Here is a 23,934-nt window from a genome sequence, read left to right on the forward strand (position 1 = left end):
TGCGCTGTTTATTTATAAATCTCTTTGGATTTGAGCGAATCGTTTCAGCCAAGGCTTATCTTTTTGTACCGTTGCTGGTAACTTTTGTTTCGCCGCATTTGCTTGCTCAACACTCGTAAAACTACCGTAAAGAACGACATACCAAGGTTTGTTGTTACGTGTTGTTTGATATGTCCAAATATTCTCAGCTAATTTATTCTCATTTAAGTACTGTTTTAACTGAGATTCACGACTTAGCCCTGCTATTTGAAATGTATAATTTTTCGCCGGTTGAGCCATTACCCACGCATGATCAGCCAGTGTTTGATCAACGGAGTCAGTCTCTTCAATACTAGGTAGTTTCGCGTTTTCAACAACAGTTTTACTATCAATAACTGGGGCGGAATCAAGAGTGACTTGTTTCGCGATCATCTTGTTAACTGCGGCATCATCAATAACAACACGCTGCTTTTGTGTTGATGAGATAGGCTCACTTACAACAGGGTCTGTTAACGTGATGGTGTTACCTATTTCAGTTGGTAACTCGTCATCCCAATCACTTGCCAGCGTTTGCGGTTCGGTCATATCAACAATCGGTGTCGCTTCAACAGTGACATCATCATTAGATATCTCAGGTTCTTCGAAAAAATCTTGCTCTATAACGACAGCATCTTGCTCGGTTTGATAAGCATCATAAAGAAATGACCCTGCACTGCCTAACAATAGAACGCTTGCAATAACGGCTGCCAGATAAAATGACTTGTTGGGTGCAATCGCAGACTTACCAGTCTCTGAATGCTGTGAATCAGGCGCATATACCTGACCCTGCATAATCGCTCGCGCACACTTTGTTAATTCTGCGGGATTCCCCTTACACGCCTCAATTTGACGATTAATTGCGTCCTGATTGATGAATGTCGGTTTATAATTCGCTTGAGAAAATTGCTGCTCAACAAATTTAGCGGCCGCTTGTGGATCTAATACTGTCATTTCCAACTCCAACACATTCGTTGCTGATTTTGCAAATTGCAGCATGGTTATATCAACCCACTTACTCTCTGCAAATAAAATGATATTTACTTTAATATTAATTCTTTTATTAAGGCTTAATTCCACTAATTGCGCAAATTCAGTAATACACGCTGACGATAGCGTCATGGCGTTATCAATACATACTGTTAACTCATGCTCTAATTGCTGAGCTAATAGCGGTAAACTGTCTATCAAGGCTATATGCGCATTGAAACGTCCATCATAACTGATCTGTTGTAATATTTGAGTCCTGATAGCCGAATCATCATGACACTGTTGCGCATCAAGGGTAATCGTTTTTTGATTAAAGTCTGATTCTACATAATTGCGTAATACAGTTGATTTTCCTGAACCGGATTCACCGCTTACGAGTAATAAATGAGAAGAAAATTGAGTGAGATGACGCAGCCGCTCACACAGCTGCGTTTGAGAATAAATTTCAGTTTGAACTGAATAGTGCACTAGAATCCGCCTGATTATGGAAGTTCACCACATCACGTAGTGTATTTTCAGTTACTGTAGATAAAACTTCAGCACTACCAATCGATGTTGGTAAAATAAAACGAAGTTCACCATTCAGCACTTTCTTATCACGCTTCATGTGCTTCACAAATGCGTCAAAACCCATTTCTGCAGGGGCAAGTAAAGGTAATTCCGCAGCAGCAATTAACGCAGCGATGCGTGCGACTTGAGACGCTGTTAATAATCCCATTGATGCCGATGTCTGTGCTGCCATGATCATGCCAGCAGCAACCGCTTCACCGTGTAACCAAACGCCGTAGCCCATTTCAGCTTCAATAGCGTGACCATAGGTGTGACCAAGGTTAAGTAGAGCACGTAAACCCTGCTCTTTTTCATCAATAGCAACAATTTCAGCTTTAATCTCACAACAACGATAAATTGCGTATTCTAACGCAGCAGTATCGAGTGCCATAAGCGCTGTCATGTTTTCTTCTAGCCAAGTAAAGAAGTCTGCATCATAAATGATCCCATACTTAATGACTTCAGCCATACCAGCCGCCAGTTCGCGTCGAGGTAAGGTAGCTAAACAATCCGTATCAATAAAAACAGCATTGGGCTGATAAAAAGCACCAATCATATTTTTACCCATCGGGTGGTTCACTGCCGTTTTACCGCCAACTGAGGAATCAACTTGACTCAACACTGTCGTCGGTATTTGGATAAAGGGGATACCGCGTTGGTAACAGGCGGCAGCAAAGCCGACCATGTCACCAATAACACCACCACCGAGAGCAACTAACGTGGTATCACGTCCGCAGTTCTCACGCAGTAGCGCGGTAAATATTTCATTCAAAGTATCTAAGGTTTTAAATTGCTCACCATCAGAAAGAATAATACTGTCGAATTTATAGTCGTGTAACAATGCTTGAACACGTTGTAAATACAACGGTGCAACCGTATCGTTTGAGATCACGACCACTTTATTAGTGGTTATTGCAGCCTTAAATTGCGCAGCTTGCGTTAATACACCTTCACCAATATAAATCGGGTAGCTCCGCTCACCCAGTTCAACAGTTAACCTTTCCATGTGACTCCAATTAAAAATCCAATAACTTTATAATTTGATTCGCTACAACTTTCGCACTTTGTTCATCTGTTTTAACTGTAAAGTCTGCAATCTCTTCATATAAAGGATTACGCGCATCAGCTAATGTTTCCAAAACGTCACGTGGTTCATCAGTTTGTAGTAAAGGACGACGTTTATCACGAGATGTTCTAACTAACTGCTTATCGATAGTTGTTTCTAAATAAACAACTACACCACGAGCAGAAAGGTAATTACGACTCTCTTTACTTAAAATAGAGCCACCACCCGTTGCTAACACAATACCTTGCTCTTGTGTTAGATCGTCAATAACTTCCGCCTCACGAACTCTAAAACCAGCTTCACCTTCAACATCGAATACCCATGAGATATCAGCACCAGTGCGGCGTTCAATTTCATGATCCGAATCGATAAAGTCTAAATGCAACTGGCTAGCTAGTTGACGACCAATTGTACTTTTACCTGCGCCCATTGGGCCTATTAGGAATATATTACGTTTTTCAGCCATTTTAACTCTTCAATAAATCTAAAGTAATAACACCCTTTTTCTTAGGGGCACCAGACCTACCTATAAAATGTCCTCTTGATTACAGTAACCAGTGATGAGACATTTTGGCAATAGCCAAAATCAGCAACACCCGGTAAAAAACCAGGTGATGACATTTCAGGCAGAAAAAGACCGCTATTTATATAGTTTTTGCGGCCTTTTGTCAAAGGTAGGTTACAACGTATCCACTACCACTTTTGGTGTAACAAAGATAAGTAGCTCTCTTTTTTGATTAATATTCTTGGTACTACGGAACAAAACACCTAACCAAGGGATGTCTCCGAGTACTGGAACTTTTGTTACAATCTTTTTAATTTCATGCTTGAATATACCACCTAACACCACAGTTTCGCCATTCTCAACCAACACTTGAGTACTAATAACTTGAGTATCAATTGATACAGCTTCACCGCCAACAGTCTTCACATCATCACCTCGGGTATCCTGATTAATTTTCAAATCTAAGATTATTTTATTATCCGGGGTTATATGTGGTGTCACTTGTAAACCTAATACCGCTTTTTTAAAAGCAATAGAAGTAGCGCCACTTGAGCTTGATTCAACATACGGAATTTCCGTACCTTGTTCAATATACGCAGACTTTTGATCTGTCGTGGTAATTCTTGGACTCGCAATCACTTCTGCTTTTTGTTCAGCTTCTAACGCAGAAAGTTCTAAATCGAGTATCTGGCCATTCGCTAATTCAGCAATCTGAAAAGCAATAGAGCCAGCTGGTGAAGCAACAGGTAAGTTGACATTGAGGCGATCTCCAATCCCAGGCGTATTACCACCTGCTAATGAATCATTACCTTCAATAGAGCCCGATGATAAACCAGAACCACTACCAATATCAGTGCTACCACTGAGACCCCAGCGGATCCCTAATTCATCATCTAGATTATCAACTACAGAAACCATTCTGGCTTCAATGACAACCTGACGTACTGGCACATCAAGTACCTCAACAATACGCTTTACATTAGTTATCACAGTATCAGTATCTTTAATTAATACCGTGTTAGTACGTTCATCAAAACTAACGCTACCTCGCGATGATAACAGACTAGAATCTTTTTGTGCTAAAAGCTTTGTGATATCAGCCGCCTTAGCAAAGTTAATTTGAATAAATTCAGACATGAGTTCAGCTAAATCTTCGACTTCTTTTTTGCTAACGAGATCACGGCGTTCTAATGCGGCAAGTTCATCCGCAGGAGCAACCATCAATACGTTACCGTCTAGTTGCTTACTCAAACCTTTAACTTTCATCACGATATCAAGCGCTTGCTCCCATGGTACACTATCTAAACGCAGCGTGATATTACCATTCACCGAATCGGTAGTAACGAGGTTAAATTCATTAAAATCAGCAATTAACTGTAATACTGTACGTACAGGAATATCTTGGAAGTTAAGTGAAATTGCCTGACCTTGATATTTACTGCCTTTTTCATCTGGATCTTTTTTGGTGATTTCAATAACAAATATATTATCAGCTTGATCATAGCGATAATTAAAATCATCACTCACTTCTAATTCAAACGCTGTTACACCTTCATCATGGAAGGTTTCTACCGCCGTAACAGGCGTACCAAAGTCAGCTACATCTAAAATATAGAGCAACTTTTTTAAAATAGCAGTACTGTGAAACTCTGCAATTAATTTATTACCTTTACGTTTAATATCGACAGCCATCGAACTATTTTTCATCGTCAAAATTAACTTACCACTGCCATTATTACCTGTTCGGAAGTCAATGCCTCTAACTTGGTTTACAAAACCATTAAAGTCCTCTTCCTCATCCTCTTCAATAGAAATAATATCTTCGACTTGAGGTATTTGAACCCTCACTTGTCGACCATCTTTAGTCGCGAGTAATGAAGGGCTAACAGCTGCAGCTGGCACACCTAAATTATCAATATTACTCTCAACAACTGAAACGGCAGGTAATATAGCGCTGTTACCAGTCGTAGCTACAGTAGGCTCAATAGCGAGTACTAGTGCATCTGCATCAGCGGTATGCTCAGCAACTTCAGGTACTGTAATGTCACTCTCAAGTAACCCAAAGGTCGCGATTAAACGATTATCAGTTTGTACAATCTGATAAGGAACTAACTCATCTAATGCGATAGTTACCTTAAGGCCTAAATCAACACGTTCAGCAGCGACATTCAATACATGACCTTGTTCGATAACAACAGGGTTCAATAATAAAGTAGAACTTGCATCTGGAATTAAAATAACCAATTGATGTGGTGAATATTGTAATTTATCTGCATATTCAACAACATTTTCACTAAACTCTAGTTCTAGCTCTAATTGTCCTTCTGCAAGATCGTTTAAGTGAATTTGCTTTAACTGCGGTTCAGCAAAGCTGAAGGCAGAACATAAAATGGTCGTCCATAAAACCAACGTTCTGACGAACTTGGTACATCTTACATGTGATTTAGTCATTTTATCATCCCTGAAAATGGCTTAACTGTGGTCTTAGTTACTATTTAACTGTTGTCTTGATTACTAAGAGGAATTTGAGTTGTGCGAACTTGCCAGCACCCTTTTCCCGTTAATATCAACTCTGAAAGTTCAATATAGTTTTTGGTAATATCAAGTATTTCTCCGTGATTAAGTCCAATATAATCACCGGGTGATACCCGAAATATTTCCCCCGAGCTTGCTCTGATTAATCCCCATAAGTGTTCCTCACTCCCTAGGGTGCCATGCATATTTAAATTATCTAATGAATATGTTTCTAACGGCCCTTTAGTCCGCGCAAAGTTAGGTTGTGGGCAGTCTTGTGGAAAGGGCGTTTCTGCTTTTACCGATTCCGGACGAGGATTAGAAAATGGATTTCGAGCCCCCGTTTCGGAGTAATGTAATGCGAGAAAATTATCCATATCCGGTACACTTTCAATTAAGGTGCTTTTCCGCCCTTTAATCTCGTTAATATAATTAACCAGATCCTGATTATCTTCAGTGCAACCCGTGGCAACAAGCGCTACAAAAACGAGACTAGTTATACGTTTCATCCCTCCCCCTTATAACGATAAGTACGGGCAATCATATTCACTTTTAGCAATTCCCCTTGTAGCTTAGTAATAGTGAAATCTTCTAGCGTTACAATCCGTGGTAGCGCTGCAATATCACTAGTAAACTGACCAAGTTGATGAAAAGTGCCAATGACCTCTAGGCTAACTGGGACTTCATAAGAAAAGTCTCGTTTTACTTCTTTTAACCATTTGAATTTCCGTAACTGTAAACCGTTATGCTGACCAATGTAGCTTAAGTCATCAAGTAGCCCTGCAGTCTCACTTTTTGAAGGTAACTGCCTAAGCATGTTATTAAATGAGTTTTCCATCTCAGACATTTGGTCGGTATACAATGCTAAATTACCCGCGAGACTAGCCTTAGCTTCAAACTGTAATTTTAAACTTGCTTCTTTTCTTTCAATATTTTCGAGATCTTTTAGCGAGGCAGCAATAAAAACCCAATAGAATAATGCCGCAATTAACACTGACAAAATAATATTGATCGCAATTTTCGCAGGTTTAGGCCAATTACCCAGATCTTCAAGATCAAGTTCATTTAGTTCTTGTAGATTCATTTTAACTGCCCCCATCCGTCGCCATTGGTGTTACTGAGAATCGCATTTCAAAGCGGTTCCCCTCCTCTTCCGATAGCGCCACAATTGAATCTAAATTACCATTTTCAAGCCAAGTAGACTCTTCGATATTACGCAGTAATACCGCAAGACGTGTATTTGAATCACTGGTGCCATTAATTTTAATAATGTCATTTTTAAAGGTTAGCTTGGCGAGGTTTACACCTGCAGGTACTAGTTGAGGCAAGGTATTCATCAGATGCGTGGGGGTATTACGACTACGCTGCAAACTTTGAATTAAATCAATACGTTCTTGTAGTTTATCTTTACGGCCACGTAACTCTTTAATTTTTCCAAGTTTGATATCAATAACTTGCATCTCTTGCATCAACAACGCATTACGCTGTTTTTGATTATTGATGTAACCACCAACAACCATATTCAGCATAATCATAACGAGCAATGTCACACCAAGACTCGCGCCACTTAATGTAAAAAAGTGCTGTTGTCGACGCTTTTTCTCCGCGTCTCGCCACGGTAAAAGGTTAATATTTGACATTAAAGCGCCCTCATCGCAAGACCAAGAGCCACCATATAACGCGGACCATTAGCGATTAAACGATCTTTATCTTCAACCTCTTCTGAATAATCAAATTGTGAAAAAGGATTGGCTACGCGGGTAGTAATACCAAGCTCACTCTCAACTTGATCCGCTAATTCCATGATTAATGCAGAACCACCACTAAGTGTGATCATATCAATTTTTTGTAGCGTGCCAGAATTAGTAAACAGTTGTACATTACGACGGATTTGCTGGATGCAACTTGTCACATAAGGTGCGAGCACATCGATATCGTAATCCAGTGGCAATTGTTGAGCGATCTTCATTTTTTCTGCTTCATCACGCTTCAAACTATAGTTGTCAGCAATTGTGCGAGTATAGTTCTCACCGCCAAAATTCTGAACGCGCGAATAAATCGACTCACCCTGATACAACATAGAAAAAATAGTCATATTCGTTCCAATATCAATCGCGGCAACCACTTTGCTATCATCTTGTAAGTCCGCTAAGCGTAAATACAGATCATGAGATCGCGCGAGAGCATGTGCAGCCACATCAACAATTTGGGGAACAAAATCGTTTTCTTCTAAACAACCCGCTAACGAAGTCACGCTTTCGGTGCGAGTCGCACTCAATAGCACATTATGTTTGCCTGGGTTATTGTCGTTAATACCTAGTATTTCAAAATCCAAGCTAATCTCATCAAGTGGAAAAGGAATTAAACTTTCCGCTTCCAATTCGATATGCATTTCCAGCTCTGGGCCTGAAAGATCGGTATCAACATAAATAATTTTTGTAATAACATTAGTGCCGGATACGGCAGTGGCAGCTTGTTTATAACGGAAAGGGAAATCTTGACGCACTTGTTGCAACACATTAGTTAATGCTTCTATATCTTGCAATTGGTGATCAACGACACATCCTTTTGGCGTTGCTACCTCTGATACCATATCTACCACGTAATGCTCTGATCGCTTAGACAGCGCAAGGGCTTTTACGGAAGATGATCCAAAATCAACTCCGATCATTGCCACTGTCTGATTCCTTTTAAACAGCTTTAGCATGATGACCTTCAACTCTTTGTAATAACAATGATTGTATTTTGTTAATTATTTGTTACGCACAAAGCATACAGATTTAAATGTCTGAGGTCTATCATAAAGAACTCGTACTATTTCACAAAACAGAGATATACTACGCAATTATTGAGAAATTATTGTGGACATTATTGTGAAATGGATTAAACGATTATCCGTATTTTTATTCGTCAGCGGGTTGCTTGGCGTAGGTAGTATAGTTGCACTTTACTTCTATATTAAGCCTGAGTTACCTGATGTAACAACATTAAAAACGATGCAACTACAGACACCAATGAAGGTTTATAGCCAGGACGGCAAACTGATCTCTCAATTTGGTGAAAAGCGTCGTATTCCCGTTAGTATTGATGAAGTACCCCCTTTAATGATCAATGCGTTTCTTGCGACCGAAGATAACCGTTTTTATGAACATCCCGGTATCGATCCCATTGGTATTGTGCGCGCAGCCAGCGTGATGATTATGACTGGTGAACGCAAACAAGGCGCAAGTACCATCACTCAGCAGGTTGCTCGAAACTTCTTTTTAACGCGAGAAAAAACCTTTATTCGTAAGATTAAAGAAATCTTCTTAGCGTGGCATATTGAACAAAACCTCACTAAAGACGAGATTTTAACCCTCTATCTCAATAAGATTCCACTGGGTTACCGTTCGTTTGGTATTGGGGCAGCAGCACAAGTTTATTATGGTAAAACATTAGATGAATTAACGCTGGCACAAATGGCGATTATTGCAGGTTTACCTAAAGCACCATCGGCTTTAAATCCAATCCGCTCACCAAAACGCGCAAAGGCACGACGTCACGTTGTATTACTGCGTATGCTCGATGAAAACTATATTACGCAAGCACAGTTTGAAGAAGCCAATAACGCACCAATTACAGGTAAATATCACGGCGCAGAGATTGACTTATCAGCACCTTATCTTGCTGAAATGGTACGTGCAGAGATGATTAAGCGCTACGGTGAAGATAAAGCGTATACGCAAGGCCTTACTGTTTACACGACTGTACATAGCGATCGTCAAACAGCGGCAACTAACGCGTTGATTAATAATTTACTTAACTATGATTTACGCCACGGCTATCGTGGACCTCTCGGTCAAGCATGGAGTAATGATGACGTTCTGCGTAACGAAGAGATTCTATTACTGCTTAAAGATAAACCGAGTTATAACCCATTACAGCCCGCAGTCATCATCGCCGTAAAACAGCAAGAAGTTGACGCTTTACTCGCTAATGGCGAGCAAGTTACCGTGTCTTGGGATGGATTAAAATGGGCCCGCCCATTTGTTTCAGATAAAAAGCAAGGCCCGGCACCACAAACAGCCAATGAGATTGTTAACGCGGGCGACATTGTTCTACTCCGCCCAATGTTAGCAAATGACAAGGCTAATCAATGGATGTTAGGTCAGATTCCTGATGCAAGTTCTGCATTCATTGCCATTGATAATAATGACGGTGCTATTGAAGCGTTAGTAGGCGGGTTTAATTACCAACAAAGTAAATTTAACCGTGTTACTCAAGCTAAACGTCAAATTGGTTCAAACATTAAGCCGTTTGTTTATTCAGCCGGATTAGCAAAAGGGGCAACACTTGCAACGTTAATCAATGATGCACCCATTAACCAATGGGATGAACGTGCTGGTACGGCCTGGAGACCAAAAAATTCACCACCGACTTATAATGGTCCGACACGTTTACGCCTAGGACTCGCACAATCAAAAAATGTAATGTCTGTACGTTTATTCCGTCAAGTCGGTTTGAGCAATGCGATTAATTACATGGCCCGCTTTGGTTTTGATAAAACAAAGTTACCACGAGATGAGTCATTATCACTTGGCTCTGCCTCATTAACTCCGCTTGAGGTCGCTGTCGCTTTTGCTACCTTTGCAAATGGTGGCTTTAAAGTTGAACCTTACTTTATCGAGCGTATTGAAGATGCTAATGGTCAATTACTTTATCAGTCAACACCAAAGCAAGCTTGCCTCACGTGTGAAAAACAAATTGCATTAAATACCGATGATCCTGAACACTGGGCTACGATTGAAGGGGATGCATTCTCTCAATGCGATATTGCACCTTATGGTCTTCCATTATTAGCGCCTCGTATTATTACCGAACAAAATGCATTCTTAATGCGTCAAGTAATGGCGAGTGTTATTTGGGGCGGTGGTAGTTGGCGTAATAAAACCGGTTGGAACGGTACGGGTTGGCGTGCAGCAGGCGCACTAAAACGTCACGATATCGGTGGTAAAACAGGTACAACGAATGAAGCTAAAGATGCTTGGTTCTCTGGATTTAACCCTGATTTATCAGCGACAAGCTGGATTGGTTTTGATGATCACCGTCGCGAGTTAGGGCGTGTGAATCGCAATATCAATTTAGGTAAAAATCAAATTAGCGGTGGCGAAGCAGGTGCAAAAACAGCGCAACCAGCTTGGATTGAATTCATGAAATCTGCGTTAAAAGGTATTCCTGAACGTCCAAACGTATTGCCTGATAATATCGTGCAGGTTCGTATCGACCGTGAATCTGGATTGTTAACGCATAAATCGGATTATACCTCTCGCTTTGAATACTTTATTCAAGGTACAGAACCAACCGAATATGTGAATCATCAAGATACCGATTCTTCATTTGATCAACCTGACGAAAATAGTAATGACGCAGATGAATCACTGGATGATTTGTTCTAATACGTATTACTTAGGTAAATAAAACAAATAAAAATGGCGCTACTTTATGCTAAAAGTAGCGCCATTTTTTTATCCTAAAATCTATATTATCAAGTAATATTCTCGGTCACTTTTTTATTGATCACTTGTGCAATATCATTAAAACAAGGACGTCTCACCGACCCTTTACGGTAAAGTAAAACAATACGGCGAATAGGTTGAGGCTCTGTAAATTTAATATACTCAACACCTTCGGTAAAACGACTACGCGGGATTGCGAGATGCGGTAATAATGTCACCCCCGCTTCAGCAGCAATCATATGACGCAATGTTTCTAAGCTCGTCGCTTTAAAGCTTTGGTCTTCTTCAGCACCAGCAGTAAAGCAATAGTCCATTGCTTGGTCACGTAAACAATGACCATCTTCTAACATTAAAACATGCTCACCACGTAAGTCAGAAAGTTCGACTCTTTCACGACCTTTAAAGCGATGCGAACTAGGAATAATGAGCTCTAACGGTTCTTTATATAAATCAATATGACCGTATTTCTCCATGCCCGGCAAATAAGCTAATAACAAACAATCCAACTCACCTTCATCAAGCTGCTTTAATAATTCATGAGTTTGATTCTCATGTAAAAACATATCGAGGTCTGGAAATTTATGCTTCAATGTTGGAACAATAAGAGGCAATAAATAAGGTGCTACAGTAGGAATCAAACCTATATGTATCGCGCCAGCAGTCGGACTTGCATAGCTTTTTGCAATCTCTTTAATCGCTTTCGATTCTAATAATACCGTACGAGCTTGATCTGCAATTTGCTCACCCGCTGGGGTAAATAATACCTTTCTTGATGTACGTTCAATTAAAATCACATCAAGCTCATCTTCTAACTTACGAATCTGACCACTGAGTGTAGGTTGGCTGACAAAGCATTTTTCTGCGGCTTTCCTAAAATGTTTCAATTCTTGTAACGCAACTAAATATTCTAAATCTCTTAAGTTCATAGCGACTCAACTTAAACGGTAAAAACAATTAAAAACCAATTACTGATTACCACAGTCTATCAATAAAATGTGAATAACCACACTCTTAATCATTATAAAATCATAAAAAATTGATCATAAATAAAATTATTATAATCATTTGTGACATTTGGTACTTCTCAGTCACCCAAATTATAGGTACTATCATGGTCATGATTTTAAATTAACATTTTCATAACATCGTTATTCTTATGTTAGTTAATAATAATCAAAAAAAATTATTCAGTAACGGATTACTGTCGTAGCAACAATAAGGATTGTATATGCACTTAAAAAAGTTAAGTTTCTTAACTATTTTACTGCTTTCCATCGGCTTAACTGGCTGTGGTAGCGATAATTTAGAAGCAGCAAATAATGGCTCAAGTAACAATGGTAGTGATTCTGGTGAAGATAATGCAGGAGATACGACTGGCGGAGACGGTGATGAAAATAATGAAGGAACAACTTACACCGCGACAGGCGATTTAACGCCAAGAGTCATTCAACGCGGTCAAACATTTACCTTTGTGTATACTTTAGATAAAACCCCTGATGTGGCTGTTTATTACGCGATTACTATTACAGGCACTGCTGTTCAAGGTATCAGCGAAGATTACACCATAAGTAATCCATCAATCCTTTCCTTCACACCCGGTTCAACAACAGCAAGCCTCACAATCAGTACAAACAAAAAAGATGATATCTACGATGCCCGTACGCTATCACTTACCTTTACAGGTTCAACAGGCGATCCTGCCACGTTACCCTTACTGATATCAGGTAATGTGTATTTAAATGATACCGGTATGACGACTTACTCTGATACCAGTAATTTCGCGCGGACCACACAAGCAAGCGGTAATTACGCCCTACAAGATGCAGCATATGGACTTGATGTTATTATCAATTCGGATGCAACAATTAATAATGGCGGCGATAGCCAAGATACTAGCAGTGTTTTTTACAAAAATAGTCGAGACGTTGATACTGCAAATCAAGAATATAAAGGTAAAGCCGGATTTAGATTTTTAAAAATAGCCCATAACGGTATGCCTGTGGCAGCAACAAGTAATAATTATAGTTGTGTCGAAGATGAAATAACGGGATTACTTTGGCAAGTAAAATCCACAACCAATGTACTAACGAACAGCGAAACAGATCCTGCCTTACCCGCTCAATACCAAATGGATGAAGAGCATCGTTACAACGCAGCTAACTTTAGCTACCCATGGGAAGCATCTGAATTATCAGGCGTTGGACCTGGTTGGCATCATGGCTCGCCAAACAATAACAATGATAGCTTTACCACAAATACTGACCCAGCAGGGTTTGCCAATGGCCTCTGCGGCTACAATAGTGGCTATGGTGATCGTGATTTCGCCTTATATTGCGCCTCAGGCAGTTATGCTAACGAAACTAATTTCTTAAAAATATGCGGGAAAAGTAACTGGGTGGTACCGACTGTTGAGCAGCTGCGCAGTATTATTAACTATGAACAAGTGAGTGATTACAGCACTATAGCCACCGACAAACATGCACTTGATAAAACTTTCTTTGATTGCGCGACAGAAGATTGCGTGATTAATAATAACGGTGCAAATGGCTCTATTTACTGGACGAGTTCATCAGTCAAAGGCTCTGAAGGTCTGGCTTGGTGTGTCAACTTAGCAAGCGGTAACGTACAAACCTGTAATAAACAGGAATACCATAAAGTGCTTGTCGTGAGCAGTAATGTTCCGAGTGAATTCTTTAACCCTAACGCTGATGACAGCGAAGACACAGAATAGGAGGCGATATCAAATGAAAAAAATACCATTGTTACTTATCTGTGCAGGATTATTTAGCACGCAAACATTTGCAGCTGCAGACCCAGTAAATTTAAACTGTGAGGCCACACTACAGCAAGATTATACACCTTCAGATTTCATCGATAATCATGATGGTACAGTGATCGACCTACGTACTAGCCTAACATGGTCAAAATGCACCATAGGTCAACGCTACGAGCTTGCCTCAAACACATGCTCAGGTAGTGGTGCAATCAGTTATGCAACTTGGGAAGAAGCGTTAATTGCGACTGGTGCTTATAGCATAAATAACATTAGCGACTGGCGATTACCGAATATTAAAGAATTGGGTTCGCTTATCGATCGTAGCTGTGCTGCACCTGCAATTAATCTCACGTTATTCCCAAATTCAATATCCAGTATTTATTATACCAGTACGCCTTATAAAGGTGATTCAGACGGTACGTTACCCTACTCTATTGCTCACTTAGTTTCCCGCGTGATCGATTTTTCAAACGGTACTGAGATTCCTTTCTCACAACATGATAGTTCATTGACGACTTACGCTGTACGTGCAGTTAAAGGCGGCTACCGTTAATCGATGACTGTATTAGACCAATATCATTAAACCAACATCGACACTAACAATTACGATCAAAAACGGCGAGCCTAAGCTCGCCGTTTTTATTGACCATCAATGAATAATCGTCGTCATAACAACATCCACCTCTAAAACATAGCTAAGTTAAATAAGCGCTAATTCAACCATAGCAGCACGAATCTCATCTTTTGTGCCACGAGTAAGTTCAATCACAGGTAAACGGCACTCAGGTTCACACAGGCCTAATAACGACACTGCATACTTCACACCTGCAGGGCTCGTTTCTTTAAACATTAAATTATGCAGTGTAATCAAACGATCTTGCAGTTCTCTTGCTTCAACATATTTACCTGCAAATGTAAGTTCCTGAACTTCTGCATATAATTTTGGTGCTACATTTGCAGAAACAGAGATCAGGCCATTACCACCAGACACGTTATAAGCAACGGTTGTGCAATCATCTCCAGATAAGAAAGAGAAGTCACCCTTAATTAATTGACGCTCTAACCAAGGACGAGAAAGATCACCCGTCGCATCTTTAATACCAACAACATTTTCTAATTCAGCCATACGCGCTAATGTTTCAGGTTGAATATCAACAATCGCACGACCTGGAATGTTATAAACAATAATAGGCAGATCATTATTATCGTTAATCGCTTTAAAATGTTGGTATAAACCTTCCTGGCAAGGACGGTTGTAATAACCTGCAACATGCAATGTCGCGATAGCACCCGCGGCTTGAGCATGATTCGATAACAGAATCGCATCAGTTGGATTATTTGAACCCGCACCCGCAATGACAGGTAAACGACCTGCGGCTTGATTTACGACGATATCAAGAATTTGGCAATGTTCTTCTAATGATAATGTTGGGCATTCACCAGTGGTGCCTACTGCAACAATACCGTGGGTTCCCTGTTCTACGTGCCAGTCAACTAACTTTCGCAGTGCAGGCTCATCAATTTCATTATTTTTAAACGGGGTAACCAAAGCAACAATTGAACCTTTAAGTAATTCTTTCATTGCTGATTTATCGGTGACAGTTGAGTTAACACTCATAGAAGCTCCATTTCTGTTATAAAAAAACCTCGATTACATAAATTGCGGTCGAGGTTTTTATAGGGATTTATATGTTCTCGATACACATGCTAAGCTGGCTTTAATTTGCCTTTTTTGAATTGTTTTCGTTTAAAATTAAGCATGTATAGTTCTCGAATGTATGAAAAAAGTAATTGTAAAACTGATTGTCTATCGTTTAATAATTCTTCATTCACCGCAAAATGTCAAGCAGGATAATACATAAGTAAAATCAAACAAGACAATCCCACAGTGTAAAGCTATAATCTCCGACCAAATTAAGTAAAGAGTCCAGACCCATGATCAGCAATAGCTACACCCTAGCAAGTCAATTACTCGAACGTAATACAGCACACTTTGAAGATAAAGACCTGTTGATTGCGGGTTACATCGAAGATACATACCCAACTGAATTAGCTAAGATAGCTAAAAAAGTAACGTTATTCAGCTACGATTACTCAGCTAAGTTACATTACGATAATGTTAGTAGCATTGATAATCATTGTTCTACGGAATATCAAGCAACGAAGAAGCACCAAGTTGCATTGATCTATATGTCAAAGTCAAAGGCAGAAGTCGAATTCCTACTCGCTAACATTACAGAACACCTAGAAGACGGTGCAATGATTTTCATGGTTGGTGAAAACAACGCAGGTATCCGTAGTGCCAACAAATTCTTTGCCCCGTATGGCGATATTTGTAATAAGCTAGATGCAGCACGTCGCAGCTCATTATTTGTGACTGAACTAAATAAACCTGTCGCTAAATTTGTTCAAGATGACTGGATCACAACATTCCCAATCGCAGTGAATGGCGTTGAGCTAACAGTATGTACATTACCGGGTGTATTTAGCCACGGTAAACTTGATACTGGTAGTAACATCTTACTGAATAACTTACACAAAAAACCATCTGGTCGTGTACTTGATCTTGGTTGCGGTGCGGGTATTATCGGTAGTTATATCGCTAAACGCTTCCCAGAAAGTAAAGTTGAAATGACAGATGTGAGCGCGCTTGCCGTTAAATCAAGTCAGTTAACATTAGCGGCGAATGAATTAGCAGGTCAAGCTTACCTTTCTGATGTGTATTCAGATGTGAGTGGTACGTTTGATTATATTATTTCAAACCCTCCTTTCCATGCTGGCTTAAAAACTCACTATGCAAGTACTGAGACATTCTTAAAAGAAGCGAATGGTTACATCAACCCACGCGGACATTTAGTATTAGTGGCAAATAGCTTCCTGAAATACCCAGACATTATCGAAGCAGCTTTCGGTCACTGTTTACTACAAATAAAATCATCTAAATTCTGTGTTTATTACGCGAATAAATAATAATGCAACACGTTACTGCGCCAATAAATAGCGCGTAGTAAATGTCGTAAATAAAAACGGCCATAACAATCACTTGTTATGGCCGTTTTTATTATTACCCTAAATTCAGGTATCGTATTCTTAAGACTAACGCTTACTTATAAAACTAAGCATCTCGCGCTTCTACAGATAACTCATCAATGCGTTTTTTCATAATTGCATGAACATCTGCTGACAGTCCACGAACAGCACTACGCTCTAAACCTGTTGTTGCAATTGGATCCATAATTTCAATAATTACTTCGCCATTATCCCAACGGTTTAATTTAATTTTGTTATGCGTATTTGAGCAGCATACTGGCACAATTGGCACTTCAGCTTGAATCGCCGTATGGAATGCGCCTGTTTTAAACGGCAATAAACCACGACCACGACTACGTGTTCCTTCAGCGAACATCCAAACACTCAGATGGCCTTTTTTGATGCTATCGGCAACAGCAGCGATCGTACCAACCGCTTTGCTTTTGTTGTTACGGTCAATCAAGATGTTACCTGACAGCCAGTATACAAAACCAAAAATCGGCACCCAAACCAAACTTTTCTTACCAACAGACACAGTACCCGGTTGTACCGCAGCCGTCATAGTAATCAAATCAAAGTTATTTTGATGATTACCAACAAATACATATGGGCCAGCATCATTCAAACCAGCAGGTTTTCTCACAATTAGCTTCACACCAAAAATTCGCGCCAAACGAGAGAAGTTTCTCGCTACACATGCCACGTGTTTTGGATTGCGAGGCTGCAAGCTAAAACGTAATATACTTATGATCAACAAGTAGATCATAAAGAACATAACCAAGACTAAACGACTAATTAATAACATTTGTAACCCTCTTTTAACATGGCAGCAGTATACCTAGCAGATACTCGGTGTACAAGCGTTAGCTGAATTATTCTTCAACCACTTCTAACGTATCAACGCGCTGTAATCCACGAGGAAGCTTGAATCCTCGACGTCCTCGTTCACCTTTATAATGTTCTAAATCAGCAGGCTTAAGGGTTAATTTACGTTTGCCAGCATAAAGCGTCACCGATTTACCAGCAGGTACTATTGTCAGCATTTGCACAAACTCTTCACGACTTTTTACGCGTGCCGACGGGATATTCATCAATTTGTTACCCTTACCTTTAGATAATAACGGTAAAGATGACAGTGGGAAGATTAACATTCGACCTTCATTAGAAATAATTAAACAATGGTCTGTTGTTATGTCTGTTACCGCTTTAGGCTCTACAACAAAGCCACCAGCAGGTAAGGTTAATAATGCTTTACCATTTTTATTACGGCTAACCATGTCACTAAATTTACCAATGAAACCATAACCCGCATCAGAACTCAGTAAGAACTGCTGATTATCTTCCGCCATGATTGCATGCGCGAAAGTTTGGCCTGCCACTAACGTAAAACGAGTGGTCAATGGTTCGCCCTGACTACGTGCAGATGGTAGCGTGTGCGCATCAAGTGCAAATGAGCGTCCGCTTGAATCAATGAATACAGCGGGACAATTACTGCGCCCTTCTGCGGCATCTTTATAACCATCACTGGCTTTATAACTCAGTCCTTTCGCATCCACATCATGACCTTTCGCACAACGTGCCCAGCCCTGCTGTGATAACACAACCGTTACCGCTTCATTTGGCATTAACTCTTTTTCTGTTAACGCTTTTGCTTCTTGTCGCTCGATAATTGGTGAACGGCGTTCATCACCAAATTTCTCGGCATCCATAATTAATTCTTTTTTCACGAGCGTCGCCAAACGACGATCAGAACCGAGTAATTGTTCAAGTCTGTGGCGTTCAGTATTTAATTCACCTTGTTCGCCACGAATACGCATTTCTTCTAATTTAGCTAAATGACGTAACTTAAGCTCAAGCACCGCTTCCGCTTGTTTCACCGATAAATCAAAACGAGAAATTAATTCTGCTTTTGGATCATCATATTGGCGAATAATTTCAATCACTTCATCAATGTTTAAAAACGCAATCAATAAACCATCGAGAGTATGTAAACGCGCAAGCACTTTGTCTAAACGGAATTGCAAACGACGACGTACTGTTGTGCGACGGAATTCCAACCATTCTGACAATATTTTCTTTAAGCCTTTCACTTGTGGTTTGTCATTCAAACCAATCATATTCAAGTTAACGCGATAGTTTTTTTCAAGATCAGTACTAGCAAATAAATGCGCCATTAACTGGTCGATATCAATGCGGTTAGATCGAGGAATAATAACGAGGCGCGTTGGGTTTTCATGATCAGACTCATCACGAAGATCCGCCACCATAGGCAGCTTCTTAGCTTGCATTTGCGCTGCGATTTGCTCTAGGATTTTACCACCAGAAACCTGATGTGGCAGTGCCGTGATAACAATGTCGCCACTTTCGATCGAGAATACCGCACGCATCTTAATGCTGCCTTTACCTGTTTCGTAAATTTTAGCGATATCTTTTTCTGGTGTAATAATTTCCGCTTCAGTCGGGTAATCAGGTCCCTTCACGTACGCCATTAACTCTGATAATTCAGCCTTTGGCTTATCAATCAAGTGTAAACAAGCATTGGTAATTTCACGTACGTTATGTGGTGGTATATCCGTTGCCATACCAACCGCAATACCCGTCACACCATTTAATAAGATATGTGGTAAACGCGCTGGTAATAGTTGTGGCTCTTTCATGGTGCCATCGAAGTTAGGTAACCAATCGACAGTACCCTGACCAACTTCACCTAATAACACTTCTGCAAATTTTGATAATTTAGCTTCGGTATAACGCATTGCAGCAAATGATTTTGGATCATCCGGCGCACCCCAGTTGCCCTGTCCATCAACCAACGGATAACGATAAGAGAAAGGTTGGGCCATTAATACCATTGCTTCATAGCAGGCACTATCACCATGGGGATGATACTTACCTAATACATCACCAACGGTACGCGCTGATTTCTTATATTTAGCGCCTGCGTGTAAGCCCAGCTCTGACATCGCATAGGTGATACGACGCTGTACAGGCTTCAGCCCGTCACCAATATGAGGCAAAGCACGATCCATGATCACATACATGGAGTAATTTAAATATGCTTGCTCAGTAAACTCCCTTAGCGGTTGTTCTTCAATACCGTCTAAGCTCATATCAATAACGTCAGTCATTAAGATTCCTGTTATTTAGAATAAAGTAAAAATTTCACATCCAAAGACGAAACAACATATGCTATTTTTTAGCATTTATATTATGATGAAACGCACAATAAAATTATCTTAGATAATCACAACAAATTGTATTTTCAAACCCGTTATAGATAGTTATTTCAACTATAACTCGCCACTATTATGATTATCTAAGGCGACTTTAATTAGTTTAAAATCCGATTAAAAACAAAAAATGATAGGAAATTAACCATGGGGAGCACTGCATTATATTCTCTTATAGAAAAAACTAAATTATTATTTCCATCATTAACAAAACGCATCAATGTGTTGCATAATGTATTTAAATCATTCCCTCGTGTTCATCGTACATTACTGCCCGCTTTATCGATTATGGTCACCATGTTACTTATCATCCCGACACCGAATAAAAGTGCCGTTGGTGAAGATATTTCCGGAGATCGAAAATCAATTGCGTTAACGATAACACCGACTCAAAATGTAGCAAATAAAGCCGGTATAGAACAGGCTAAAACCAGTAATACACCAGCACCAGTCAAAATTAAATTACTCGACCCTGAGAATATTGATGGTGAGTGGCGGGCACATGTCATTCGCAAAGGCGATTCGGTATATCGCATCTTCCGTCAATATGATATTCCTTCAGCAGTGTTGCATGATTTAATCGCAGTACGAACACCCGAGCGATACATTACACAAGTAAAACCGGGACAAATCATGTCATTTTATATTTCAACGGCGGGTAAGTTAATACAGCTGAGAATTAGTGATGTAGATAGCGATCCTATCCAATTTTCTTTACGCGAAGATGGTAGCTATATTTATCAATAGAATAGCAGAGGCTTTAAGGAGCTAGGCACAGACTTTATTTCGCCCAGATTCTTTCGCCTTATATAATAATTTATCAGCCTCTTTAATTATCTCTTCAGGACTTACAGGGGATCGACTTTGAGCGACGCCAATACTAATCGTGACTTGTACTATTTTTTCAACTTCTTCTACATCTTGTAATTTCGTACTTCTCGTATTTTCTTCCGACGCTTTACGTCGCTCAAGCATTTGACGAATTTGAAAAGGGTAATCAGCAATTCGCGCTCTAATTTCATCTAGATAGCCAATACAGTCTGATGCTGATTTACCTTTAAATAAAATAGTAAACTCTTCACCACCGTATCGATATACCTTCCCTCGACCTTTCACCATCGCTAACTGTGAGGCCACCATTTTTAATACCATGTCACCAGAATCATGGCTATATGTATCATTAAAGAGCTTAAAATGATCAATATCCAGCATCGCAATACAGTATTTACCACTTAATTGTGCCATGTCACTATTTAGTGCTCGACGTCCCGGTATACAAGTCAGATCATCAATAAACGCTTGCTCATGGCTACGTTTTAAAATACTAAGCAACAGTAATACCGCACTCAGTAAAAACATACTCAAAGATATCCATTGTGTATCAAACTCAATAATCGTCAAAGTACATGCCAGCAATGCACTTAGGCATGCAAGATCTGATGATTCACCTCTCAACAACACTAATACGGTTGCAGTTAAGGTCGCACAAACTAATAAGCCAAGCAAGATAGTTGGCAGCACCGAAAAATCCCCAGCAGCCATAAGCCAAGGTTCTAAAATTGAGAATAAGTGCGCAATAAGAGGTAACTGTTCAGGTTGAATAAACCAATAGAAAACCGAGGCTTGTATAATAAACAAGGCGTGATAAGAAAACGCTTTAAGTGAAAACAAAGCACGTTCGGGCAGGAATAATAGCAATAATAAATTGATCGGTAATAGCAGAGCCAGAAAATAAAATTCAAAGAGCGTACTGCCTACAACTAAAGGAGTTTGTAAGCGCTGCTGAATAACATTGTAAGCAACAAGCATTAGCAGTGCAATAAAGCCACTGCGACCTTGTTTAAAGAAGTGGCTTAGTATGATCACGAGCATAAATAAAATGCTCGGTAGTTCAACTAATATTTCCTGCTGTGCCGTTGAAAGCACAGCAAAAAAACGCGGGATCCAAAGCCCTGCGAACATGATAAAAAATGTAAGTAATAATCTTAAATACATTAATGCCACTTATTGCAATAGCGCAATATGAGCGCTGTAATTTATCCTTATCCTGCTAAATCGAGTATTAGCTAGGTTCTATTTTAGCAATATAATAATTCACAGAGATCGCAGCAGAAATCAGACCGATACCAATGGCGGTCATGAGCAATAACATGATTTCACTAAACATTAAGCCTTCAATATTAAACGCAGTGTTGTATAGCTGAGCAAGATTGAGCACCGTATCTTCCATCCAATACACCATAAATACAGTCACCAACCAAGCGATTATCCCACCGATTGCACCATACCAAAATCCCGTATATAAAAACGGGCGCTGTACAAATGCATTCGTGGCACCGACTAATTTTAAGACTTCAATTTCGGCACGGTTAGATAGAATGTTTAAACGAATCGTATTACCTGTGATTAATAACACCGAACTTAATAATAGTACTGAGACTACGAATACGGCATCACTAAAGATAGAAATAATCCCTTCTAGGCGTGCTAACCACATTATATCCAACTTACCTTGCTGTACTTCAGGCTCACGTTCTAGCTTCGCTAATAGCTCTTGGGCCGCAATAGAACTGCGATAATAAGGCTTAGGTGTAACAACGACAACGGCAGGTAAAGGGTTATGATCTAAAAGCGTCAGCGCCGATACTAATCCTGAAGAACGCTTGAATTCTTCCATGCCTTGCTCTTTTGAAATATATTCAAAGCTATCGACTTCTTTGTACGTTTTTAAACGCTGTAATAGGTTTTTATAACGCGATTCAGGTAACCCTTTCTTCAAGAATAGATTAATATCCGTCGTGCTCGTCCAACCTTCGCTGACTGTTTGACTGTTTTTTAATACCACATAGAGCGTGCTTGGCAGAGCTAAGCTGACACCAAGTACAAGCATGGTCATCAATGACGCAATTGGCGTGCGCCATACATCGGTTAAACTCGCAATAGCTTGATGAATATGTTGTTGGCAGCGAATTTGAATGCGTTTAATGAATGATACATCAGAGCGATTAGTTTGCTTATTCATGTTAAACCCCTTGTAACTCATCATTACACATCTCACCTTGCTTAATACGCAGCGTGCGATAGCGCATTTTAGCAATCAATCCCAAATCATGAGTGGCAATTAATACCGATGTACCCGTGCGATTAAATTCTTCAAATAACTTAATAATTTCCATTGATAACTGCGGATCTAGATTACCGGTCGGTTCATCTGCAAGTAATAACTTAGGGCGAGAAATAATGGCTCTAGCGATACCCACACGTTGCTGTTCACCACCGGAAAGCATTGGCGGATAGCACTTGGCTTTATTGTATAAACCCACTTTGTCTAATGCTGCTAATACCCTGTTTTTAACTTGCTTGGCGGTATAGCCTTTGATAATTAATGGTAAGGCAACGTTATCAAATATAGTGCGTTCGACTAACAAGCGATGATCTTGAAAAATAATACCAATATCACGACGGAGGTAAGGAATATCTGCTTTATTAATCTGGCTGACATTACGACCATTAAGAATGACATCGCCAGCACTTGGTCGTTCTAGCATGCTGATTAGCTTTAATAAGGTACTTTTACCTGCACCAGATGGACCCGTTAAAAAAGCCATTTCCCCTTTTTCAAGATGAAAATTTACCTTCTGTAGTGCACTAAGACTGCCTGGATAAACTTTAGATACATTATCAAACCGAATCATGATGACCGTGTCCTTGGTATGTTTTCGAATGAAAAATTACAGTAGTGATAAACAAATACTCACCGTATT

General features: G+C 39.8%; 20 protein-coding genes. 5 read left to right on the top strand and 15 right to left on the bottom strand.

The window, feature by feature from the left end; genetic code table 11:
• Nucleotides 1–12 precede the first annotated feature (12 nt).
• The 8 genes from HWV00_RS19220 to pilM all read right to left on the bottom strand — a co-directional run bounded on the left by HWV00_RS19220 (nt 13) and on the right by pilM (nt 8,310).
• Complete coding sequence (locus HWV00_RS19220; protein ID WP_211683826.1) at nt 13–1,473, bottom strand: SPOR domain-containing protein; 1,461 nt, start codon at nt 1,471–1,473, stop codon at nt 13–15.
• Nucleotides 1,451–2,560 (bottom strand): 3-dehydroquinate synthase, encoded by a 1,110-nt coding sequence (gene aroB / locus HWV00_RS19225; protein WP_211683827.1) that lies wholly within the window; start codon nt 2,558–2,560, stop codon nt 1,451–1,453. The genes HWV00_RS19220 and aroB overlap by 23 nt, the downstream gene beginning before the upstream one ends.
• A gap of 10 nt (nt 2,561–2,570) precedes the next feature.
• Complete coding sequence (gene aroK, locus HWV00_RS19230; RefSeq protein WP_211683828.1) at nt 2,571–3,086, bottom strand: shikimate kinase AroK; 516 nt, start codon at nt 3,084–3,086, stop codon at nt 2,571–2,573.
• A 213-nt stretch (nt 3,087–3,299) separates the two neighbouring features.
• The gene (locus HWV00_RS19235) at nt 3,300–5,576 is read right to left on the bottom strand and encodes a type IV pilus secretin PilQ (RefSeq protein WP_211683830.1); all 2,277 of its coding nucleotides are present in this window, start codon (nt 5,574–5,576) and stop codon (nt 3,300–3,302) included.
• Nucleotides 5,577–5,620: 44 nt separating this feature from the next.
• Nucleotides 5,621–6,148 (bottom strand): pilus assembly protein PilP, encoded by a 528-nt coding sequence (locus HWV00_RS19240; protein WP_211683832.1) that lies wholly within the window; start codon nt 6,146–6,148, stop codon nt 5,621–5,623.
• Nucleotides 6,145–6,723 (bottom strand): type 4a pilus biogenesis protein PilO, encoded by a 579-nt coding sequence (locus tag HWV00_RS19245; RefSeq protein ID WP_211683833.1) that lies wholly within the window; start codon nt 6,721–6,723, stop codon nt 6,145–6,147. Before HWV00_RS19245 ends, HWV00_RS19240 begins: the two co-directional genes overlap by 4 nt.
• A gap of 1 nt (nt 6,724) precedes the next feature.
• A complete protein-coding gene (locus tag HWV00_RS19250; protein ID WP_211683835.1) occupies nt 6,725–7,279 on the bottom strand; it encodes a PilN domain-containing protein in 555 nt (184 codons plus the stop codon).
• A complete protein-coding gene (pilM, locus tag HWV00_RS19255; protein WP_255555040.1) occupies nt 7,279–8,310 on the bottom strand; it encodes a type IV pilus assembly protein PilM in 1,032 nt (343 codons plus the stop codon). The genes HWV00_RS19250 and pilM overlap by 1 nt, the downstream gene beginning before the upstream one ends.
• A gap of 202 nt (nt 8,311–8,512) precedes the next feature.
• On the opposite strand from pilM, the gene HWV00_RS19260 reads away from it, so the two are divergent.
• Nucleotides 8,513–11,074: a penicillin-binding protein 1A gene (locus tag HWV00_RS19260; RefSeq protein WP_211683838.1), complete on the top strand. Its 2,562-nt coding sequence runs from the start codon at nt 8,513–8,515 to the stop codon at nt 11,072–11,074.
• A gap of 89 nt (nt 11,075–11,163) precedes the next feature.
• Here the strand turns inward: HWV00_RS19260 and oxyR are convergent, their stop codons facing one another.
• Nucleotides 11,164–12,060 (bottom strand): DNA-binding transcriptional regulator OxyR, encoded by an 897-nt coding sequence (gene oxyR, locus HWV00_RS19265; protein ID WP_211683840.1) that lies wholly within the window; start codon nt 12,058–12,060, stop codon nt 11,164–11,166.
• A 302-nt stretch (nt 12,061–12,362) separates the two neighbouring features.
• Between oxyR and HWV00_RS19270 the strand changes: the two genes are divergently transcribed.
• Nucleotides 12,363–13,865 (top strand): DUF1566 domain-containing protein, encoded by a 1,503-nt coding sequence (locus HWV00_RS19270; protein WP_211683841.1) that lies wholly within the window; start codon nt 12,363–12,365, stop codon nt 13,863–13,865.
• A 13-nt stretch (nt 13,866–13,878) separates the two neighbouring features.
• Nucleotides 13,879–14,463 carry a DUF1566 domain-containing protein gene (locus tag HWV00_RS19275; protein ID WP_211683842.1) on the top strand — a complete coding sequence of 195 codons (585 nt, stop codon included), beginning with the start codon at nt 13,879–13,881 and terminating at the stop codon, nt 14,461–14,463.
• Nucleotides 14,464–14,610: 147 nt separating this feature from the next.
• On the opposite strand, the gene dapA is transcribed toward HWV00_RS19275, so the two are convergent.
• Nucleotides 14,611–15,528: a 4-hydroxy-tetrahydrodipicolinate synthase gene (dapA, locus tag HWV00_RS19280; protein ID WP_211683844.1), complete on the bottom strand. Its 918-nt coding sequence runs from the start codon at nt 15,526–15,528 to the stop codon at nt 14,611–14,613.
• A 317-nt stretch (nt 15,529–15,845) separates the two neighbouring features.
• On the opposite strand from dapA, the gene rsmC reads away from it, so the two are divergent.
• Nucleotides 15,846–16,880 (top strand): 16S rRNA (guanine(1207)-N(2))-methyltransferase RsmC, encoded by a 1,035-nt coding sequence (gene rsmC, locus HWV00_RS19285; protein ID WP_211683845.1) that lies wholly within the window; start codon nt 15,846–15,848, stop codon nt 16,878–16,880.
• Nucleotides 16,881–17,025: 145 nt separating this feature from the next.
• On the opposite strand, the gene HWV00_RS19290 is transcribed toward rsmC, so the two are convergent.
• Nucleotides 17,026–17,745, bottom strand: coding sequence for a 1-acylglycerol-3-phosphate O-acyltransferase (locus HWV00_RS19290; RefSeq protein WP_211683846.1), 720 nt, complete (start codon nt 17,743–17,745; stop codon nt 17,026–17,028).
• A gap of 67 nt (nt 17,746–17,812) precedes the next feature.
• Complete coding sequence (gene parC, locus HWV00_RS19295) at nt 17,813–20,068, bottom strand: DNA topoisomerase IV subunit A (protein ID WP_211683848.1); 2,256 nt, start codon at nt 20,066–20,068, stop codon at nt 17,813–17,815.
• 249 nt (nt 20,069–20,317) lie between these two features.
• Here parC and HWV00_RS19300 point away from each other — a divergent pair, with 249 nt between their 5' ends.
• Nucleotides 20,318–20,917 carry a LysM-like peptidoglycan-binding domain-containing protein gene (locus HWV00_RS19300; RefSeq protein WP_211683850.1) on the top strand — a complete coding sequence of 200 codons (600 nt, stop codon included), beginning with the start codon at nt 20,318–20,320 and terminating at the stop codon, nt 20,915–20,917.
• 21 nt (nt 20,918–20,938) lie between these two features.
• Here HWV00_RS19300 and HWV00_RS19305 read toward each other — a convergent pair whose 3' ends face one another.
• The 3 genes from HWV00_RS19305 to ftsE form a co-directional block, all read right to left on the bottom strand.
• The gene (locus HWV00_RS19305) at nt 20,939–22,165 is read right to left on the bottom strand and encodes a diguanylate cyclase (RefSeq protein ID WP_211683852.1); all 1,227 of its coding nucleotides are present in this window, start codon (nt 22,163–22,165) and stop codon (nt 20,939–20,941) included.
• A 67-nt stretch (nt 22,166–22,232) separates the two neighbouring features.
• Nucleotides 22,233–23,192 carry a permease-like cell division protein FtsX gene (gene ftsX / locus HWV00_RS19310; protein WP_211683854.1) on the bottom strand — a complete coding sequence of 320 codons (960 nt, stop codon included), beginning with the start codon at nt 23,190–23,192 and terminating at the stop codon, nt 22,233–22,235.
• A gap of 1 nt (nt 23,193) precedes the next feature.
• Nucleotides 23,194–23,865 carry a cell division ATP-binding protein FtsE gene (gene ftsE / locus HWV00_RS19315; protein ID WP_211683856.1) on the bottom strand — a complete coding sequence of 224 codons (672 nt, stop codon included), beginning with the start codon at nt 23,863–23,865 and terminating at the stop codon, nt 23,194–23,196.
• Between the last annotated feature and the right edge of the window lie 69 nt (nt 23,866–23,934).

The sequence above is a fragment of the Moritella sp. 24 genome (assembly GCF_018219155.1).
In the GTDB taxonomy this organism is placed as follows: Bacteria; Pseudomonadota; Gammaproteobacteria; order Enterobacterales; family Moritellaceae; genus Moritella.

What these genes read in the sequence shown, in the direction of transcription:
- ftsE (WP_211683856.1), bottom strand. Translation starts at nt 23,865, where the DNA reads ATGATTCGGTTTGATAATGTATCTAAAGTTTATCCAGGCAGTCTTAGT.
- oxyR (WP_211683840.1), bottom strand. Translation starts at nt 12,060, where the DNA reads ATGAACTTAAGAGATTTAGAATATTTAGTTGCGTTACAAGAATTGAAA.
- rsmC (WP_211683845.1), top strand. Translation starts at nt 15,846, where the DNA reads ATGATCAGCAATAGCTACACCCTAGCAAGTCAATTACTCGAACGTAAT.
- HWV00_RS19240 (WP_211683832.1), bottom strand. Translation starts at nt 6,148, where the DNA reads ATGAAACGTATAACTAGTCTCGTTTTTGTAGCGCTTGTTGCCACGGGT.
- HWV00_RS19300 (WP_211683850.1), top strand. Translation starts at nt 20,318, where the DNA reads ATGGGGAGCACTGCATTATATTCTCTTATAGAAAAAACTAAATTATTA.
- HWV00_RS19305 (WP_211683852.1), bottom strand. Translation starts at nt 22,165, where the DNA reads ATGTATTTAAGATTATTACTTACATTTTTTATCATGTTCGCAGGGCTT.
- HWV00_RS19245 (WP_211683833.1), bottom strand. Translation starts at nt 6,723, where the DNA reads ATGAATCTACAAGAACTAAATGAACTTGATCTTGAAGATCTGGGTAAT.
- dapA (WP_211683844.1), bottom strand. Translation starts at nt 15,528, where the DNA reads ATGAGTGTTAACTCAACTGTCACCGATAAATCAGCAATGAAAGAATTA.
- aroK (WP_211683828.1), bottom strand. Translation starts at nt 3,086, where the DNA reads ATGGCTGAAAAACGTAATATATTCCTAATAGGCCCAATGGGCGCAGGT.
- ftsX (WP_211683854.1), bottom strand. Translation starts at nt 23,192, where the DNA reads ATGAATAAGCAAACTAATCGCTCTGATGTATCATTCATTAAACGCATT.
- HWV00_RS19235 (WP_211683830.1), bottom strand. Translation starts at nt 5,576, where the DNA reads ATGACTAAATCACATGTAAGATGTACCAAGTTCGTCAGAACGTTGGTT.
- HWV00_RS19250 (WP_211683835.1), bottom strand. Translation starts at nt 7,279, where the DNA reads ATGTCAAATATTAACCTTTTACCGTGGCGAGACGCGGAGAAAAAGCGT.
- aroB (WP_211683827.1), bottom strand. Translation starts at nt 2,560, where the DNA reads ATGGAAAGGTTAACTGTTGAACTGGGTGAGCGGAGCTACCCGATTTAT.
- parC (WP_211683848.1), bottom strand. Translation starts at nt 20,068, where the DNA reads ATGACTGACGTTATTGATATGAGCTTAGACGGTATTGAAGAACAACCG.
- HWV00_RS19290 (WP_211683846.1), bottom strand. Translation starts at nt 17,745, where the DNA reads ATGTTATTAATTAGTCGTTTAGTCTTGGTTATGTTCTTTATGATCTAC.
- HWV00_RS19275 (WP_211683842.1), top strand. Translation starts at nt 13,879, where the DNA reads ATGAAAAAAATACCATTGTTACTTATCTGTGCAGGATTATTTAGCACG.
- pilM (WP_255555040.1), bottom strand. Translation starts at nt 8,310, where the DNA reads ATGATCGGAGTTGATTTTGGATCATCTTCCGTAAAAGCCCTTGCGCTG.
- HWV00_RS19270 (WP_211683841.1), top strand. Translation starts at nt 12,363, where the DNA reads ATGCACTTAAAAAAGTTAAGTTTCTTAACTATTTTACTGCTTTCCATC.